We start from the raw sequence: 17,037 nt of genomic DNA, 5'->3' as shown, positions 1-17,037 counted from the left end.
AACTGCCTTCTTAGCTTATCGTGTTCCCACCATAACCAAGGACAGCACGAATTGTTTTAAACATGACAGGCGGCACCTCACTAAAGTGAGGTAGCCGCCTGTTTGTGAAAGGCTAGGCCTTTCTACTGCTGGTTATTGCTAAAGACTCCGCGCTGGCCGAGGTTATTGTTCCCGCCACCTTGCGAAGGGGTGGGCTGGGCTGCAACGGATGCCTCGGACTTAGGTTCAAGTGCGGGAGTTTCTTCCAGGTTGGCAAGTTGCTTGCTCAGGTAGTCACGCAGTGTTGTGCGGTACTGGTTCTCAAAGGAACGCAGCTTGGCAACGGATACCTCAAGTTCCCCCTTGGCCTTCTCAAGGTTGCCAAGTACAAGGTTTGATTTGTCCTGAGCTGCAGTAACGAGCTGGGTTGCTTCTTCGCGCCCCTCGTTGATGAGGCGGTCACGTTCACGCTTGCCCTCAAATACGTAGTCGTCGTGTACCTTCTGAGCCATAGCCAGCAGGCCGGTAGCACTGCTGGGCGATGCAGAGTGATCTGCAGGGCTGGCAGCAGCGGGTTCAGCAAGGGCAGCAGCGGGAGCAGGAGTTGCTTTAGTCTCAACAACGGGCTCGGGTTCAGCTGCAAGAGGTGCACTTACCTGCTGGGTAGGAGCAAGCGAAACCTTAGCCTCAGCTTCTTCAAGCTGACGCTTCAGGCTGGCGTTTTCGGCGTTCAGTCGACGGAGCTCGATGACGATCTCGTCTAGGAAATCGTCAACCTCTTCTGGGTTGTAGCCTTCCTTAAACTTTGTCGGTTGAAAGCGCTTATTAATAACTTCCTCAGGCGTAAGTGCCACGGTCGTTCACCTCTATTTTCTAATCTTTTGCTTCGCCCGTAGTGTCCCCGGTGCGCAGGTTCGTATGCTGATATCAAGCTTTTAGGTGATAGCTAGCAGGCTAGCTCATCTTGAGCGCTGTGAAACTTTTTAAAGTTGCTTGGCGCTAACTTAACGAAGCTCGAACTTTCAGAGCGCTGAAAGCTCGGGTAGACCCCTATTTACTACAAGATAAAACTACCTGGCAAATGTAAAAGTCGCAACATTTGTAGCGGGTATTACCTTTATCTGGCCTACAAAGTAGCCGTTGTGCTGGACATTTCTAGGTCTTTGCTCTGGTCTTATATTGAGCTTCACGCAACTAGCTGTTTGACTAGTGGTTTTAAGAAAAGCTTGCTGTCAAAGAGATCAGAAGCTGGTAACCAATAAACAGGGCCATCAACAGAATCATAAAGCCAAGATCCAGGGAAAATGATCCAAGGTTCAGGGGCTTGATGTAGCGCCGGGCCAGGTTCATGGGTGGATCTGTTACTGAGTAGACCAATGATGCCAAAATCAAAGCTAAGCCGCGCGGTCGCCAGTATCTCGCAAACATCTGCACCCAGTCAAAGACTAACCGCACCATAAAGAGCACGATCAGAAGGTAGACCAGGACTGCTAGGACAGCAAAAATGTAACCCATGTAAGGTCTCTTGACTAAATCTGGTTAAAGGGAGTGGCTTCGTCGCTGTCTAGCGCAACAGGTACCTCAACACCTTCAGCGCCCAGAACCTCAAGGTTGGCTGGGGTCAGCAGAAAAACTTTGTCAGTCACACGCTCGATGTGGCCGTTGAGTGCAAAAGCAAGACCTGCTGAAAAGTCGATTAGACGCTTAGCGTCGTTATCCCCCATATCGGTCACGTTCATGATGACCGGAATGTTTTCGCGGAAAGACTCCCCAATAATCTTTGCATCGTTGTAGGACCGAGGGTGAATCGTGGTAATGCGGCTCAATTCTTCACTGCTTTCTTGGTTGGGTAGGGCTACTGCTGTTTGGCCGGAGTGGGAGGATTGAATAGGAAGAGGCTCCCAGGAGTTCCCCTCTTCGCTGGAAAGATCTTCGGGGTTTTTTGAGTCAACATAGCCTGCCCGGTCACTTTGGTACCGCGAATTCTCCGGGGAGATTCCCCGCAGAACGTCACGTTCAGCTGTTTCTGCATAGACAGTCTCAGCGGGGCGATCCGACTCGTAGGCATACTGTTCGTATCGGTCATCAGCCTCAAAAACGGTTTCTTCATAGACCGTTTCGGGGTGACGATGGGCTTGATCGGCCCTGTCGTCATCGTGCTCAACTTGACCCAAGCCTAAATAGGCCATGGCCTGATGTAGTGTGCGAGCCATCTATGCCCTCCCTCTGAACGGCTACATATACCGCTCTCTGCGGTATTTTTGCCTATGTTCCAACAACCTTTTACAGTACCAAAAACTCCGCCTTATTTCGTGCAGGCCAGCCACAGCATTGCCTTCCTATTCTCGGTGAAATTAGGCACTTGGCCGGGACCCCATAATTTGCGATCCCACACGAACTGTAGTTGCCCCCCAGTATATAGCCGCCTCCAAATCTTGACTCATACCTGCTGAAATCTCAGTTGCTTCGGGGTGTCGCTCCTGTAGTTTTTGGGCATAGCCGTAGAGCCGTTCAAAGGCTGCATAGGGGTCCTGCCCAAGAGGGGCCACCGCCATCAAGCCGCCCAGAGTCAGCCCCGGCGAGTTGCTGATAAGCTCAGCCAGCGACTCAATATGGTCAGGAGCCGCACCGCCCCGATACCCCTGGGCAGCCTGCCCAGCAGTGACAAGACCCGACTCTTCAAGACTTACCTGGATCAGACAGCGCAGGCCACCATGCTTCATGCCTGCGGGCGCTTGACATTCCCCCGCTTCATACCGTGCTAAGCGATTACCGTATGCCTTGGACAAGGCTGTCACAAGCTGTGCTCGGTCTACTGATTGAACCTCCGTAGCATACTGTACCGCTGACTTGGCTTTGTTGGTTTGGAGCTGCCCGATAAAAGACCAGTTCAAGGGATCCGCGGAGCCAGTATAGGCAGCCAGTTCCTGTGCCTTAGCGGCGGCCTCCTGGTCCCGGTTCTCCCCCACGCGCCGCACTCCCACATCATAGAGTGCCGCCACATCTGAGGCTGGGAAGAACTTTGTGACCACTACCAGCTCAGGAAGTGGGTCAGAGCTCACCCTGGCCCCACCGGCCTGTGCGGCGGCCTGCTCAATAGTTACCCGGACGCTAGCTAACCTCCCGGCAAGATCAGATGCTCGCTCCGCGCCGTACACCAATCCCATCTCGATACTCCCGATTCCTTGAACTCTAATTCTTCTCAATCCAGACTAGCCCAGCAATGCGCCCGGCAGGCTCACCGTTTAGGGTGTGCCCTCGGTGCGAGAAAACGTCATGGTTTTCAAAGGTACAGGCCCCGAGCTGGCTAGAAACAGCCCCCTCCCCTAAGAGCTTGACAAGGATAGCGCCTGCTCCAGCAGGCAAGTCCAAAGCAGGTGTCCCCCAGCTGGTCAGAGACTCCACCTCGGGCAATAAGTTAGCTGACTCATCACGCATCTGCTGGGGCACTTCGTAACATTTTCCGCAGATTGAGGGGCCCAGCCAGGCCCTTAAACCCACGGCACCTCGAGCTTTGAGGTCATCAACCTCACGCTGAATTACCCCGTCCAGCAGCCCCCTTCGCCCAGCATGGGCTACACCAATGATGGGGCTACCGCTGCGACTATCTTCACCGACAAAAACTATGGGAATACAGTCAGCAACCATGATAGCCAAGGGAACCCCCTGGCTAGAGCTTGCAGCATCCGCCACCGGAGCCAGCTCCAGGAGCTGGTCAGGCTCAGAACCCTTAGACTCGATCCTTGGCCTCGAATCAGCATCGAAGATATCTGTACCGTGCACCTGGTTGAGGTAGATAAAGCCCTGCTCCCTCGCCCCGCCGAGTAGTTCACTTTCCAACTCCCGCCTATTCTCCAGAACTTCTTCAAGGTTCTCCCCCACATGTAGGCCTAAGTTACCAGCCCCTATCGCTGTAAAGCCGATGTGGACCCTCGATCCATCTGAGGTGTGTGCAAGGTGTTCAGAAAATAACCGCGCAGAGGTTTGAGGCATGACTGTCCTTTGTTCACTGACCATCTTTTAAATGCAAAGGAGGGTGAAAGCTGTTTCCAGCTTTCACCCTCACATCTCTTAGTCCTGCACTAAGCTACCGGCTGCCGGGGCTTACTTGAGGAAGTCGGGCACATCGAGGGTGTCACGACGAGTTGCCTGAGTATCTTCAACAACGGGGGGAAGATCAACGTCAAAACCTGCGTTGGTGGGGATATCCGCACCGCTGCCGTTCCATGCGTTAGGAGCAGGTGCAGCACCAAAGCCATTGCCGGGAGCCACTGGAGCAGCTGAAGCGTTGCCGAAGCTCTGCTGGGTGCGAGCGGCCTGGGTGTTAGCTGCGCTGTTGTTGTTGGAATTGGTCTCGGGGTTTACCGAATCAAAACCTGCAGCAATAACGGTCACGCGAGCTTCATCGCCCAAGGCATCATCGATAACGGCACCGAAAATGATGTTTGCATCGGGGTGGGCAACCTCCTGAACCAGGCGTGCGGCTTCGTTGATTTCAAAGAGACCCAGGTCAGAACCACCCTGAATCGACAGTAGAACGCCATGCGCACCGTCGATAGAAGCCTCCAGTAGCGGGGAGGCAATAGCCAGCTCAGCTGCCTTAACAGCACGGTCTTCACCCGATGCCGAACCGATACCCATAAGTGCCGAACCGGCGCCTTGCATAACGGACTTAACGTCTGCAAAGTCAAGGTTAATCAGACCGGGGGTGGTGATGAGGTCGGTGATACCCTGTACACCCGAGAGCAGAACCTGGTCAGCTGACTTGAAAGCGTCGAGCATAGAAACGTTGCGGTCTGAGATAGACAGCAGGCGGTCGTTAGGAATGACAATGAGAGTATCAACCTCATCGCGCAGTGCTGCGATACCGGTTTCTGCCTGGTTGGAGCGACGACGACCTTCAAAAGTAAAGGGGCGGGTGACAACGCCAATGGTCAGGGCACCAAGAGAGCGAGCGATACGGGCTACAACGGGAGCGCCACCAGTACCGGTGCCACCGCCTTCACCAGCGGTGACGAAAACCATGTCGGCACCCTTGAGGACCTCTTCGATTTCCTGTTCATGATCCTCAGCTGCCTGACGACCAACATCGGGGTTAGCGCCTGCACCAAGACCGCGAGTCAGCTCACGGCCTACATCAAGCTTGACATCGGCATCTGACATCAGGAGCGCCTGAGCGTCGGTGTTGATGGCGATAAACTCAACGCCTCGCAGACCAACCTCAATCATGCGGTTGACGGCGTTGACACCGCCGCCACCAATACCGACGACCTTAATAACTGCCAGGTAGTTCTGGGGAGTTGTTGTATCCATGGATTCCCTACTATGTTTACTGTTTTCAGAGCAAATCAACCTTAGATTTAAGGTTGAATTTGGCACAAAACTATTGATTCAATCAATGAAAGATTATCAACTTCACCCAACAATGTCGCCCCAGTTTTACCTCAGGCCTTATTTTTCTCAGAAAATCTCTAGGTAAAGAACAACCTTAGGTAAAAGTTGAAACTATTTGACGGTGGGGACAAGGGGACTTGAGACGTCATAGGTTTGGACCGCAGTTTCTGCACCCACAGATGTCATCAGCTGAACTAAAACCTTAGCTTTAAGTTCACTTTCGTCTGGAGTGCCCCATACGACCTTCGTTCCGTCTACCATCTCCAGGGTGATAGTCGAAGCGGAATCGGCCTTAGCTTCCGATACCTGCGACAGGATAGAGGTCGGCAGAGCGGCCAGCACTGTTGTTACGGTATGGAAGGCCCCGTTCCCCAGAATCTCGAGCCCGCCACTGACCAGAGGAACCCCAGCAGCTTCAACAGAAGGAGCTGTACCAAGCTGTACACCCTCGTTATCGACGAGAACAAAAATCCCCTCGTTATCAACAACTGCAACCGGAACTCGTTCACGAAGCTGGACAACTAGCTCATGAGGAGGTTTAGCTTGCAAGGTAAGGCCGTAAAGTACATTCTCATTACCAATAAGCGAAGCTACCTCAGACTCTGTAATTTGGGTCATCGGCACACCCTCAAGTTGCTTGAGTTGCTCTTGGATAGTTGCTTCATCAAGCAGAGAGGCTCCCTCCACCTTGATAATGCGGGTTGCCAACAAAGGTGAAAAGAAGACAAGGCCAATAAATAGAGCTGCAAGAGCCAGCAAGGCCAAACTTGCATACAGCCAGTTCTTCCAATTCCAGCGATTCTTTCGCCGTGAGTTGAGGGCAATAGGGGCAGGTTGGTTGCCCCCATCCTCTGCGATGACAGGATCAGGAGAAATCTTGCTATGGTTTTGACGCCATTGAGCAAATTTGCTGTTCTCTGAGAGATCAACCAAATTGTCATTCGACTCTTCGAGCTGTGCAACCTTGGAAGAGTTCAGCCTAATACGCGGTTTACCTGCCTTACCTGTTGCCGAAGAAGTAGCTTCATCAGCTTGTGGGCCCTGATTGCGCTCCTCCACTAGCCCCGCACACTTTCACGATCAGAGAGCTTGTGCACGAGAACCTGACCAAGGTTCGTTACATCCCCTGCTCCCACCGTCATAATGATGTCGCCCGGTAAGGCCGCGGCGACAAGGGCATCAAGTGCCTCATCGACGTTAGCAGCATAATGGACCTCAGAGAACCCCGCATCGGTGATCAAATGGCTGGTAACACCCTCAATGGGCTGTTCGCGCGCCGGGTAGATATCTACAACGTATGACCGATCAGCTTGAGCTAAAGATTCCGCAAATTCACGAGCAAATTCTTTGGTCCGCGAGAAGAGGTGGGGCTGGAAAATAACATAGAGGTTATGCCCCTCAGCTACTGTCCGCCCGGTTTCTAGGGCCCTATGCACTTCGGTGGGATGGTGGGCATAATCGTCAAAGACCTTCACACCGGCCGCCTCACCGCGTAGCGTAAAGCGACGGTCAGTGCCCGAAAATTGGCTGAGCGCACCAACCGCGGCTTCAGGGCTCGCACCTGCTATCAGAGCGCACACAAATGCAGCTGTAGCGTTAAGCTGGTTATGAATCCCCGGGACGGGAAGGGTCAGAGTAATATGCCCGCTGTGAGCTTTATGGGCTACTGTAAAATCCCACACAAGGTTTGATGAGCATTCGGTGCCTTCAGAGGTGATACCTGTAATCCGTACCATGGCGTCTTCACTCTCACCGTAAGTCACAACATGCACTCCAGCTGCAAGTGCGCGCGAGGCAAGCAAGGCAGAACCACGGTCATCGGCGCAGGTCACAAAGACTCCACCGGGAGCCATAGAGGAAATAAAGCGGTGGAAAGCCTCAAATACCCGTTCATCTGTGCCGTAAAAGTCGAGGTGGTCGGGTTCTGCGTTAGTAATCACCGCAATCTCAGGGCGGTAGCGCACGAAAGAACCGTCAGATTCATCGGCCTCTGCCACAAACCAGGAGCCCGGCCCTGCCGCCCCCAGGTGGGCGTTGGTGTTAAACCCGGCAATAGTTGACCCAACAGCAAACGAGGGTGCCAGCCCCAGACCGTCGAACATCACAGACATCATAGAGCTGGTCGTAGTCTTGCCGTGGGTGCCCGCCACAGCGATAACCTGTGAATCACGCATGGTGGCCGCAAGTGCCTCTGAACGATGAAGGATACGCAGGCCCCGAGCGCGGGCCTCCGCCAGTTCCGGGTTAGTTTCCTGGATAGCGGTTGAGATGACCACGGTATCAGCGCCAGCGATGTTCTCAGCAGACTGCGGGACCGAAACTTTGGCCCCCAATTCCCTCAAGGAGGCAAGAGCCGGGCTTTCTGACTGGTCTGAACCGCTCACGGACATACCGGCACTCAGCATCAAACGGGCAACAGCAGACATGCCAGCACCGCCGATACCCACAAAATGTACTGCCCCTAGCTCAGAGAGCACAGGCCGTTCCGGGAAAGGAGGGTTAAGAGGTGCCGGAAGATCAATCGAAAGATCCAGCAATGAGTCAGTCATGCGCGAGCCGCCTTCAATACTTCTTCTGCCATCACCTGCGAGGCATCACGGATGCCGTGCCGGTAGGACTTTTCTGCCATGTCGCTAAGTTTAGCCTTATCTGCAAGAAGCGCCGGGACATTAGCCCGGAACCAGCTAGCAGTGAAATCTGAGTCCTTGACCAGTATGCTGGCACCCGCAGATACCAAAGACTGCGCATTTAGGGCCTGCTCGCCATTACCGATAGGCAGAGGCACAAAAATTGCGGGCAAACCAACAGCTGCAATCTCGCTGACGGTTGCCGCGCCGGATCGCACAATCATCAAATCCGCTGCAGCATAAACGTCTTCCATAGATGTCACGAACTCCACCTGACGGTACCCGGGTGCCTGCCTAAGCTCACCGGCAGCATCTTTAAGCGCCTTATCGCGCCCGGTGATATGAAGCAGCTGGTAACCGGCAGGCTGAACCTCATCGATAATCTCAGAGATAGCACGGTTGAGGTTCAAAGCGCCGAGCGATCCACCCGTGACAACCAGAGTTGGTCTATCGGGGTCAAGCCCCAGACGTTCACGTGAACCTTTTTGAGCCTCTGGCCGGTTAAGAGAGGCAATGTTCTGGCGCATCGGCATACCCACAGTTCGCGCCCCGGCAATGGGGGTATCGGGGAATGCAGTGGCCACCAGGGCAGCTTTCCTAGCACCGGCTTTGTTGGCCAACCCGGGCTTAGCATTTGCCTCATGAATAACCACAGGAATATTTAGCTTGTGGGCAGCAAGGTACATGGGTGTGCAGACATATCCACCGACACCAACCAGGACGTCCGCTTTGGTATCGCGCAGGATGCTCTCCGCCTGCTTTAGGGAACCGCGAAAGCGCAGGGGGAATTTCAGAGCTTCGAGGCTGGGACGGCGGGGGAAAGGAACCTTAGGGATAAAGCTAATCTCAAATCCAGCTTCGGGAACCAGGGTAGCCTCCATGCTGTTTTCGGTACCTACCGTAAGAATCCTTGCCTCCGGCTCACGGTCTTGGATAGCCCGAGCGATAGCAAGCATAGGGTTAATATGCCCGGCAGTTCCGCCACCGGCAAGCACGACAGTAGGTGCATGGGTCATAGGATATTTCACTCCCTTAGGGTTCAGTTTCGCCCCTTAAGTTTACGCGTCATGGGCTCTTGGCACACTTTGAGCGCAAAGGGTTCAGTGTAACCTGCCCTTATTTTTTGTGATTAGGTAAATCTCGTGCCTTGCGGATGGTACGCAGGCCTTGAGGAACTTTCCGCTCTTGTGGGGCTAGGCGCTGAACATGGGCGCTCCCCTCAGCAGGAGCCTGCTTTACCTGATGCTGGGGTTTAGGAGCTGGTGCAGTGGTGCCTTCAGCGTTTGCTGGAGGCCGTGTGGCTGAGCCAGAAGCCTGAACTGAGCCACTCTGGTATGAAGCCGGCGGCTTCTGCTGAGTCCGCTGAGGACGAAGGGGCTCACCGGTGCTTAAGCGCGGTGCAGTAGTCGCTAGCTTTTGGCCTCCAGGCACAGGAGCCTGCCCCGGCCTTCTTGTCTGCTGTCGCGGTACCGAAGCCTGGCTCTCACCCAGAGCCGACGCCTTTCCTTGCGAGCGGTTATGACTTTTACCATTGGGGCGAGCCTTGCCTCCATCAACGAGGGCCTTCCACCGGTCCAGGAACTTTTCAAGGGTCCACCCGGCACCATCGGGGTCCTTGGCTAGTGCAATCTGTTCTCGAGCAACCACACGCCCAAGAGCCACGCGACGGGCATCGTCCTTTTGCTTCTTGGCGTTTACCAGGCCGGTACGTTCCCCCACAATCGGGTTAAGCGGGGTCTGCCGGGCGAAGGCAATCAGCACGCCCACACCAAATAGCACGGAGACCAGAGAAGAACCACCGGCAGAAATGAAAGGCAAGGGCACACCAATAACGGGCATGATGCCAACGACCATGCTGATGTTTAGCAAAGCCTGACCGGCTATCCAGGTGATGATGCCAATGGTCGCGTAACGGATAAACAAATCTGAAGAACGCAAAAGAATACGCATGGAGCAGTAGATGAGGGCAGCGTACAAGAGAATCAGAGCTACCGCGCCCACCAGCCCCAGCTCTTCACCGATCACAGCAAAGATGTAGTCGTTGTGGGCCTCAGGAAGGTAATTATATTTCTGACGAGACTGGCCTAAGCCAACCCCCCAGAACCCACCGGTTGCCAGCGCTGCCAAGCCTGAGTTTGCCTGATCACAGGTCGCTTCCTGGCATTCGCTCCAGAAAGAAAAGGTGTTAAGGATACGCTCGATACGGTTAGGGCTGGTTACTACCAGAGCAAGAGCCCCAATCAAGAGTGCCACAATGCCGATGCGAACCGTTGAAGGCGACGGGCGCGCAGCCATGAAGATAGCTCCGAAGAACATAACGTAAATCAGAACCGTCCCAGCGTCGTGACCGGCCAAAATGAGAGCCACGACCAAGCCAAACCCCAGGATCGCGGGAAAGAGCGCTTTATAGAGCGCCTGACCAGTTGTCCCCCGGTCAATTCTGCCCTGGCGGGAGTATACGGAGGCTAACCACAAAATCATCACGGGCTTGGCAAACTCAGAAGGCTGCATACTGAAGCCAAAAACATTCAGCCAGTTGCGATTACCGTTAACCACACTTCCAAAAAACATCACGGCAACGAGAAGGGCAACAACAACCAGCATCGCGAGGTTAAGCGCGAGCGGTGGCCTATAAAACCTAACAGGTACCAGGAACCCCACAATCAGCATGAGCAGGATGCCAACCGCAGCGAATACCCCCTGGGTGCTGGCCTGCCCATAGGGAGTGTGCCCCACGGAAATCTGCTCCACACTTGATGCCGAAAGAACCATCATCACACCAAAGATAGATAGAACAAACGCAGCAACAGACAGGACGATGGGCACATCGGTCAGCACCATCGAGCCCAACCGTGTTTGGGCCTGCTCCCAGATATCCCGGACCTTGGTGATCAAACCGCCCAGCCGGCTCTGCTGATTCTTCGATGATGGGGAGGCTGTAAGGTTCATGCTCCGGTTCTCTTCTCTTCAGTCAGGTGGCACTCACCCGGCGGGTTAGATGCTGGAAGAAGAGCACCGAGACGTATCGGTGCTCCCCCTGTTAGTACTAAGAATTAATCTGGTTCACAAGATCTGCTACCGCGTCGATGAAGGCATTGCCTCTATCGGCGTAAGAAACGAACTGGTCCATAGAAGCCGCTGCGGGGGCCATAAGAACCGTGTCATTCTGGGCTGAGAGTTCGTGGGCTTTAGCCACAGCAAGTCCCATGACGGCTCTTCCGTCACGAGCATCAGCTAGGAGCGGGCTCTCAGTCATGTTATAGACGGGCACTGCCGGTGCCTGCTTAGCCAAAGCTGAAATCAGGGCAGCGGTATCGGTTCCGATGACGACAACGGCTTTGAGCCTGTCCTTATGTTCAGCTACCAACTCATCGTAGGTAACTCCCTTGGAAAGCCCCCCGGCAACCCAAATCACGGGCGTGAAAGAACTCAAAGACGCGTTGGCTGCGTGCGGGTTGGTGGCTTTGGAGTCATTGACCCAGAGCACCCCGTGAGTATTAGCCACAAGCTGGATACGGTGAGCACCCGGCTGATAGTTCAGTAGACCCGCTTTGACCTCCTCGGGAGAGATCCCGGCAGCTCGTGCCAGGGCAGCGGCGGCCAGCGCGTTCTCCACCGTGTGTCTGGTGGGAAGCTGTCCGGTATCGGCAACCTCTGCCAGCTCTAAAGCCTGGTTGCGGCGGTCTTCGAGGAAAGCACGATCAACGAGTAAACCGTCAATAACACCGACCATAGAAAGCCCGGGGGTATCAGCCCAAAAACCGATAGCTCGTGCGCCCTCAACTACGTCAGCTTCTTCAACCATCTGAACAATTTCTTGCTGGTTGGCGTTAAAGATGCAGGCAACCTGAGTGTTCTCGTAAATGCGTGCCTTATCGGCCAGATAGTTGGCGTAGCCTTGATGCCAGTCCACGTGGTCCTCCGCCACATTCAGCACAACTGAAGCGAGCGGTGACATGGAGTAGGTCCAGTGGAGCTGGAAACTAGAGAGTTCAACGGTGAAGAAGTCGTAATCAACCGGGTCACGCAGGGCATCGAGGATAGGTGTACCCACGTTGCCCACCGCGATAGCCTTGTGACCTGCCGTTTGCAGAATTGATTCAGTCATGCCAACGGTGGTGGTTTTGCCATTGGTACCGGTGATACAGAGCCAGGGTACTAGGGTTCGTCCCTGCCTCTCACGCAGTCGCCAGGCAAGTTCAACATCTCCCCAGATTTGGATTTTCTGGCCTACAGCATCGGCCAGGATGCCGATGGTAGGGGCAAGCCCGGGTGAGGTCACGACGAGCTCTGCTGGCTGACCGTCTACCAGGGGAAGCGCTTCCATAGCGTCGGGCCCCAGTACAGACCCGGCAGAACCAACAATCGCCAGGGTGTCTGCTTTGCCACGGGTGACCTCGTTATCATTCCCATCGACGACAACAACACGAGCTCCCAGTTCAATCAGAGTGTCTGCTGCTGAGAAACCGCTGATACCAAGACCCGCCACTACAACACGCAACCCAGCCCAGTCAGATTCCCAACGGGTTAGCGATTCAAGTCGCTCGTAGCCGTACACGGGATTAGCGTTTGTTGCCTGCATTAGAAGGCACCTCCGTTGATAATAAGCCAGTCGCCGTAGAAAATACCGAGGGCTACCGCTACAAAGAGGCCCGCCAGAATCCAGAAGCGGATAACGACGTTGACCTCGGCCCAGCCCTTCAATTCAAAGTGGTGCTGGAGGGGAGCCATACGGAAGATGCGCTTACCACCACTGAGCTTGAAGTAACCCACCTGCAGAATAACGGAGATAGCAATCGTCACGAAGAGCCCCGCGATGATGGGCAGGAGCATCTGGGTGCGGGTAATAATGGCGAAAGCAGCCAGTGCGCCACCCAGGCCCAATGATCCGGTATCTCCCATGAAGATGGTTGCCGGTGAGGTGTTCCACCAGAGAAAGCCGATGAGGGCACCAATCAGTGAAGCGGCAAGAACCGCCATTTGGCCGGAATCAGGAACCTCATAGCAGACCCTGTCCAAGGAGCCGGGAACGCACAGGTGCTGAGCCTGCCACATAGAAATCAAAAGGTAGCCGCTGAAGACCATAATGGCTGCGCCGGTTGCCAGGCCGTCTAGACCATCGGTCAGGTTAACCGCGTTAGTGGTTGCCGTGGCAATCAGATTAGCCCAGATAATGAAGAGAATCATGCCAATAAGAGGGCCAGCAAAAGCCAGGTTCAGCCAAGAGATATCACGGGTGAAGGATAGGTGGTAGCTGGCAGGTGACCAGCCCCGGTCATCCTTGATCAGGAGAACACCTACCGCAAAAAGCGTGCCGATGAGCCCCTGCAGAATAATCTTGCCCTTAGGTGTCAGGCCTTCGCTTTGCTTCTTCCAAATCTTTGAGAAATCGTCAATGAAACCCACGCCGGCCATGCCCAGCATAAGGAACATGGTCAGTAAGACCGAAGCGGAAGGGGCCTGCCCCACGCCTGTCAGCAAGGGGGTCAAGGCCATGGAAAGGAAGAAACCGAGTACGGTGGCTACCATCATCACCACACCACCCATAGTGGGGGTGCCGCGTTTAACCTGGTGTGATGTGGGCCCGTCTTCGCGGATGAACTGTCCGAATTGCTGCTTGACCAGCCATTGGGTATAGACCGGAGTCGCTGCAATCGAAATGATCAGGCCCAAAGCCGCAGCCAACAAGATAGAAATCATGTGGTGTCTTTGCCTTCCCAGTTATAAGTTGTCTGAAGTGTTGGTGGCAGAAGCAGTTTCTGCACCACTGAAAGAGTTTAGCGGTTGTGCAAAGTCACCGGCGCTCTTCCAGGGCTGATTTGAGCCTTTTGAGCTCACCGGTACGGTGAGGTTGCCCTCAAAGTCTGCAACCTGTTGGCCTAGAATGCCCAGGCCAGCTCCATTTGAGGACTTGAAAAGTACAATGTCGCCTGGTTCAAGCTGGCCTTGCAAGAGTTCGAAGGCCTCTTCGCCGGTAGCAACCCAGGTTGCCTCATTCCCCCAGGAACCTTCCAAATGGGCGGTGTTATATATCGGTTTAGCGATCTCGCCCACTGCAATTAGTTTGGAGATGTTGAGTCGTACAGCGAGCTGGCCGATTCGGTCGTGCTCGGTGAGGCTCTGCTCCCCCAGCTCCAGCATGGCTCCCAAAACCGCCCATGTTCTGTTGGTGCCGGGTTGCCGGCCCAAAGAAGCAAGAGTTTGCAAGGCTGCTGTCATGGATTCGGGGTTAGCGTTGTAGGCATCGTTAATGACGGTTACGCCATCGGCCCGGTCAGTGCGTTGCATTCTCCATTTAGAAGCTGCGGCAGAGGAGATAAGGTTCTGCGCAATGACGTCGGTTGGGATACCAGCTTGGTAGGCAAGGGTAGCTGCCGCTAGCAGGTTGTAGACGTGGTGCTCACCGATGAGCTGGGATGACACCTCATACCTCTGCCCATCAGGGAAAATAAGCGTAAATTCAGGTTTGCCTTGGGAGTTCGTGCTCAGGTTTTCAGCAATCACACGTTCCTCGGTTACCCCGGGGTTGGACGTGGTGGTCAGCTCAGCTTCCCGACCCGCCACACCAAAGTAAGTCACGGGTGTACTTGCACGGTTAATCATGCGTCGTACCCTGTAATCGTCAATGTTGAGTCCCAACCCATGACGAACACCTTCAGCCATTTCGCCCTTGGTTGCTTCGATCTTATCGACGCCCCCAAATTCACCGGCGTGAGCGGTACCAACCTTGAGGATAATTCCGTAGTCAGGCTGAATCATGTCAGTCAGGTAGCGAATGTTGCCGACCCGGTCTGCCCCCATTTCAATGACCAGATAACGGGTATCTTCCTCCGCACGGAACACGGTCAGTGGAACCCCCACCTCACCGTTGAATGAGCCGACTGGTGCCACGGTCTTGCCCACTGCTCCAAAGATAGCGGCCAGGAGGTCCTTTGTCGTAGTTTTACCCGCTGAACCGGTAATACCCACCACGGTTACCTCACCACGTTCACGCAGACGAGCAAGGATGAAGGCGGCCAGCTGCCCCATCGCCAGGACAACGTCATCTACGAGTACTGAAGGGTAGGGAACCCCAGCTTCGTCCTTGACCTCGCGCTCCACCAGAGCCAGCCATGAGCCCGCAGCAAAAGCCTGGGGTAGGAAATTGTGGCCGTCAGTCACTTGACCCGGCTTAGCTAGGAAAAGGCAACCGGCAGTGACTTGGCGGGAGTCGGTTGTAGCTGAGGTACACGAAATAGCAGCCGCCTCCGCTTCGGATAGGCCCAATAGGGTTCCTCCCACAGCGGCGGTAATCTCAAGGGCAGACAGTTCAATCATGGGTTTACCTTAAGCTACTTCTGTTCGTTCTGATAAGCGGGTAGGACGCTGTAACCAGCGGCCAGGAGCGCACATGCTGTTTCGACTCGGTCATCGAGTTCAAGGTCTGTTCCAGCTACGTCCTGAGCCACCTCGTGCCCTCTACCAGCAATAAGGATAGAGTCTTCGGGACCGGCCAGTTCAATAGCCCGGGTGATAGCGGCTGAACGAGGCTCGATATTGAATACCTGCTGAGCTCGGGCCCCGCCTTCAACGGCGGCCAAGGCACCTGATTCAACGGCCTCACGGATCGGGCCAGGAGCTTCATGGTGCGGATCATCGTCGGTCACGATTACGATGTCGGCGTAGGATGCGGCAATCTGCCCCATGAGAGGCCGTTTGGTCTGATCCCGTTCACCGGTGGCGCCGAAGACGATAATAATCTTGCCCTTAGGATTAGCTGGTTCGATTGCTTCAAGAGCCCGTTTAAGGGCATCGGGATTATGGGCAAAATCGACCAGTGCTGTCGGAGCGGTAGAAATGAGCTGCATCCGCCCAGGGACCACGGGCGCCAGGGTTTCAGGGCGAGAGAGCTTCTCTGCCACCTGGCTCCGCTCCCCTTCATGCTGGACAGACTCAAAGACCATCAGGGCAGCTAGAGCAGCATTTGAGACGTTGAAGTCCGCAGGGAGCTGAGTCGAGCTTGCCAGTTGCAGGCCGTCCCCGCGTTCCAGCACAAAGCTGTGTCCGATTCCGCTCCGCTGAACGCGAATCAGCTTCCAGTCGGAAGGCCCTAGCGTAGACAGCTCCGCCCCGGCTTCAAAGCCAGCACCCCTCTTGGTCGCCAAGCGAACGACGGCGCGGCTCCCCAGATTCTTGATAGCACGGTCAGCCATCTTCTGACCCCACTCATCGTCAACGGTAATCACCGCACGGCGGGTGCGTTGGGGGGTGAAAAGCTCGGCCTTGGACTCAAAATAGTTCTCCATGGTGCCGTGCAAATCTAGGTGGTCTTGGGTCAGGTTGGTAAAGCCAGCAACATCGTATCGAATGCCATCAACACGCCGGTAGTCCAGAGCGTGTGAGGAAACCTCCATAGCTGCGCTGCTGATACCCTGCTCACGCATGAGCGCAATCAAAGAATGGACGTGGGGCGACTCCGGGGTTGTTAGCTTGGAAGGAATTGCCTGGCCACCAGCCAAAATCTCAATGGTGCCGATCAAGCCCGTGGTGTGGCCCAGAGCCTGCATAGCTGAGTTAATCATGTAGGTGGTAGTTGTCTTGCCGTTGGTTCCAGTCACGGCAAAGAGTCGGGGTGCTCCCCCGTTTGCAGGCTGAGAACCGTAGATACGAGCAGAAAGTGGCCCAACCGCTGCCCGTACGTCGGCGGTCACAATCACGCCCAGTCCCTGCGGCAAAGCCCCGTCCTGCTTTATAAGTTCAAGGCCATCAGCATCAGTCAAAACTGCGGAAGCCCCACGCTCTAAGGCCGCAGCAATAAAGGTGGCACCGTGAGTCTTTGCCCCCGACAGAGCAACATACAGGTCACCTTTCTGAATCTCACGCGAGTCCAGGGTGATACCGCTAATAGGCGCAGCGGCTTCCTGCACATGTCGTGCCTCCTGCCCCAGATCGGTCAGCCACTCAGCAACCTGCACACAGCTGGTGCGGTTAACCTGACGGGGGCGCAGAGTCTGTGCGCTACCGTTGAGCAGTCTTTGATTGTTCACGGGGTTTCCCT

At 55.0% G+C, this 17,037-nt stretch carries 14 protein-coding genes; all 14 read right to left on the bottom strand.

What is annotated here, in order from left to right; all coding sequences use genetic code 11:
- Nucleotides 1–122 precede the first annotated feature (122 nt).
- Nucleotides 123–833 carry a DivIVA domain-containing protein gene (locus ACN082_RS06640; RefSeq protein WP_419100065.1) on the bottom strand — a complete coding sequence of 237 codons (711 nt, stop codon included), beginning with the start codon at nt 831–833 and terminating at the stop codon, nt 123–125.
- A gap of 361 nt (nt 834–1,194) precedes the next feature.
- The gene (locus ACN082_RS06635; RefSeq protein WP_419100064.1) at nt 1,195–1,494 is read right to left on the bottom strand and encodes a YggT family protein; all 300 of its coding nucleotides are present in this window, start codon (nt 1,492–1,494) and stop codon (nt 1,195–1,197) included.
- Nucleotides 1,495–1,508: 14 nt separating this feature from the next.
- Nucleotides 1,509–2,192 (bottom strand): cell division protein SepF, encoded by a 684-nt coding sequence (locus ACN082_RS06630; protein ID WP_419100063.1) that lies wholly within the window; start codon nt 2,190–2,192, stop codon nt 1,509–1,511.
- Between the two features lie 141 nt (nt 2,193–2,333).
- Nucleotides 2,334–3,146: a YggS family pyridoxal phosphate enzyme gene (locus ACN082_RS06625; RefSeq protein ID WP_419100062.1), complete on the bottom strand. Its 813-nt coding sequence runs from the start codon at nt 3,144–3,146 to the stop codon at nt 2,334–2,336.
- A 25-nt stretch (nt 3,147–3,171) separates the two neighbouring features.
- On the bottom strand, nt 3,172–3,972 hold the full coding sequence (locus tag ACN082_RS06620) for a polyphenol oxidase family protein (protein WP_419100061.1): 801 nt from the start codon (nt 3,970–3,972) through the stop codon (nt 3,172–3,174).
- Nucleotides 3,973–4,083: 111 nt separating this feature from the next.
- Nucleotides 4,084–5,292 (bottom strand): cell division protein FtsZ, encoded by a 1,209-nt coding sequence (ftsZ, locus tag ACN082_RS06615; protein WP_419100060.1) that lies wholly within the window; start codon nt 5,290–5,292, stop codon nt 4,084–4,086.
- A 192-nt stretch (nt 5,293–5,484) separates the two neighbouring features.
- Entirely contained in the window at nt 5,485–6,432 is a 948-nt protein-coding gene (locus tag ACN082_RS06610; protein ID WP_419100059.1) for a cell division protein FtsQ/DivIB, read from the bottom strand.
- The gene (gene murC / locus ACN082_RS06605) at nt 6,432–7,922 is read right to left on the bottom strand and encodes a UDP-N-acetylmuramate--L-alanine ligase (RefSeq protein ID WP_419100058.1); all 1,491 of its coding nucleotides are present in this window, start codon (nt 7,920–7,922) and stop codon (nt 6,432–6,434) included. The genes ACN082_RS06610 and murC overlap by 1 nt, the downstream gene beginning before the upstream one ends.
- A complete protein-coding gene (murG, locus tag ACN082_RS06600; protein WP_419100057.1) occupies nt 7,919–9,016 on the bottom strand; it encodes an undecaprenyldiphospho-muramoylpentapeptide beta-N-acetylglucosaminyltransferase in 1,098 nt (365 codons plus the stop codon). The genes murC and murG overlap by 4 nt, the downstream gene beginning before the upstream one ends.
- 100 nt (nt 9,017–9,116) lie before the next feature.
- Nucleotides 9,117–10,949, bottom strand: coding sequence for an FtsW/RodA/SpoVE family cell cycle protein (locus ACN082_RS06595; protein ID WP_419100056.1), 1,833 nt, complete (start codon nt 10,947–10,949; stop codon nt 9,117–9,119).
- Nucleotides 10,950–11,046: 97 nt separating this feature from the next.
- On the bottom strand, nt 11,047–12,582 hold the full coding sequence (gene murD / locus ACN082_RS06590) for a UDP-N-acetylmuramoyl-L-alanine--D-glutamate ligase (protein ID WP_419100055.1): 1,536 nt from the start codon (nt 12,580–12,582) through the stop codon (nt 11,047–11,049).
- Nucleotides 12,582–13,700, bottom strand: a complete 1,119-nt coding sequence (gene mraY, locus ACN082_RS06585) for a phospho-N-acetylmuramoyl-pentapeptide-transferase (RefSeq protein WP_419100054.1) — start codon at nt 13,698–13,700, stop codon at nt 12,582–12,584. Before mraY ends, murD begins: the two co-directional genes overlap by 1 nt.
- 21 nt (nt 13,701–13,721) lie before the next feature.
- Nucleotides 13,722–15,317 carry a UDP-N-acetylmuramoyl-tripeptide--D-alanyl-D-alanine ligase gene (locus ACN082_RS06580; RefSeq protein ID WP_419100053.1) on the bottom strand — a complete coding sequence of 532 codons (1,596 nt, stop codon included), beginning with the start codon at nt 15,315–15,317 and terminating at the stop codon, nt 13,722–13,724.
- Between the two features lie 14 nt (nt 15,318–15,331).
- Nucleotides 15,332–17,026 (bottom strand): UDP-N-acetylmuramoyl-L-alanyl-D-glutamate--2,6-diaminopimelate ligase, encoded by a 1,695-nt coding sequence (locus tag ACN082_RS06575; RefSeq protein ID WP_419100052.1) that lies wholly within the window; start codon nt 17,024–17,026, stop codon nt 15,332–15,334.
- Between the last annotated feature and the right edge of the window lie 11 nt (nt 17,027–17,037).

The sequence above is a fragment of the Rothia sp. CCM 9417 genome (assembly GCF_048513575.1).
In the GTDB taxonomy this organism is placed as follows: Bacteria; Actinomycetota; Actinomycetes; order Actinomycetales; family Micrococcaceae; genus Rothia.
This window is presented reverse-complemented; position numbering and strand designations above follow the sequence as displayed.

What these genes read in the sequence shown, in the direction of transcription:
- ftsZ (WP_419100060.1), bottom strand. Translation starts at nt 5,292, where the DNA reads ATGGATACAACAACTCCCCAGAACTACCTGGCAGTTATTAAGGTCGTC.
- murD (WP_419100055.1), bottom strand. Translation starts at nt 12,582, where the DNA reads ATGCAGGCAACAAACGCTAATCCCGTGTACGGCTACGAGCGACTTGAA.
- ACN082_RS06630 (WP_419100063.1), bottom strand. Translation starts at nt 2,192, where the DNA reads ATGGCTCGCACACTACATCAGGCCATGGCCTATTTAGGCTTGGGTCAA.
- ACN082_RS06625 (WP_419100062.1), bottom strand. Translation starts at nt 3,146, where the DNA reads ATGGGATTGGTGTACGGCGCGGAGCGAGCATCTGATCTTGCCGGGAGG.
- ACN082_RS06620 (WP_419100061.1), bottom strand. Translation starts at nt 3,972, where the DNA reads ATGCCTCAAACCTCTGCGCGGTTATTTTCTGAACACCTTGCACACACC.
- ACN082_RS06595 (WP_419100056.1), bottom strand. Translation starts at nt 10,949, where the DNA reads ATGAACCTTACAGCCTCCCCATCATCGAAGAATCAGCAGAGCCGGCTG.
- ACN082_RS06580 (WP_419100053.1), bottom strand. Translation starts at nt 15,317, where the DNA reads ATGATTGAACTGTCTGCCCTTGAGATTACCGCCGCTGTGGGAGGAACC.
- murG (WP_419100057.1), bottom strand. Translation starts at nt 9,016, where the DNA reads ATGACCCATGCACCTACTGTCGTGCTTGCCGGTGGCGGAACTGCCGGG.
- ACN082_RS06635 (WP_419100064.1), bottom strand. Translation starts at nt 1,494, where the DNA reads ATGGGTTACATTTTTGCTGTCCTAGCAGTCCTGGTCTACCTTCTGATC.
- mraY (WP_419100054.1), bottom strand. Translation starts at nt 13,700, where the DNA reads ATGATTTCTATCTTGTTGGCTGCGGCTTTGGGCCTGATCATTTCGATT.
- murC (WP_419100058.1), bottom strand. Translation starts at nt 7,922, where the DNA reads ATGACTGACTCATTGCTGGATCTTTCGATTGATCTTCCGGCACCTCTT.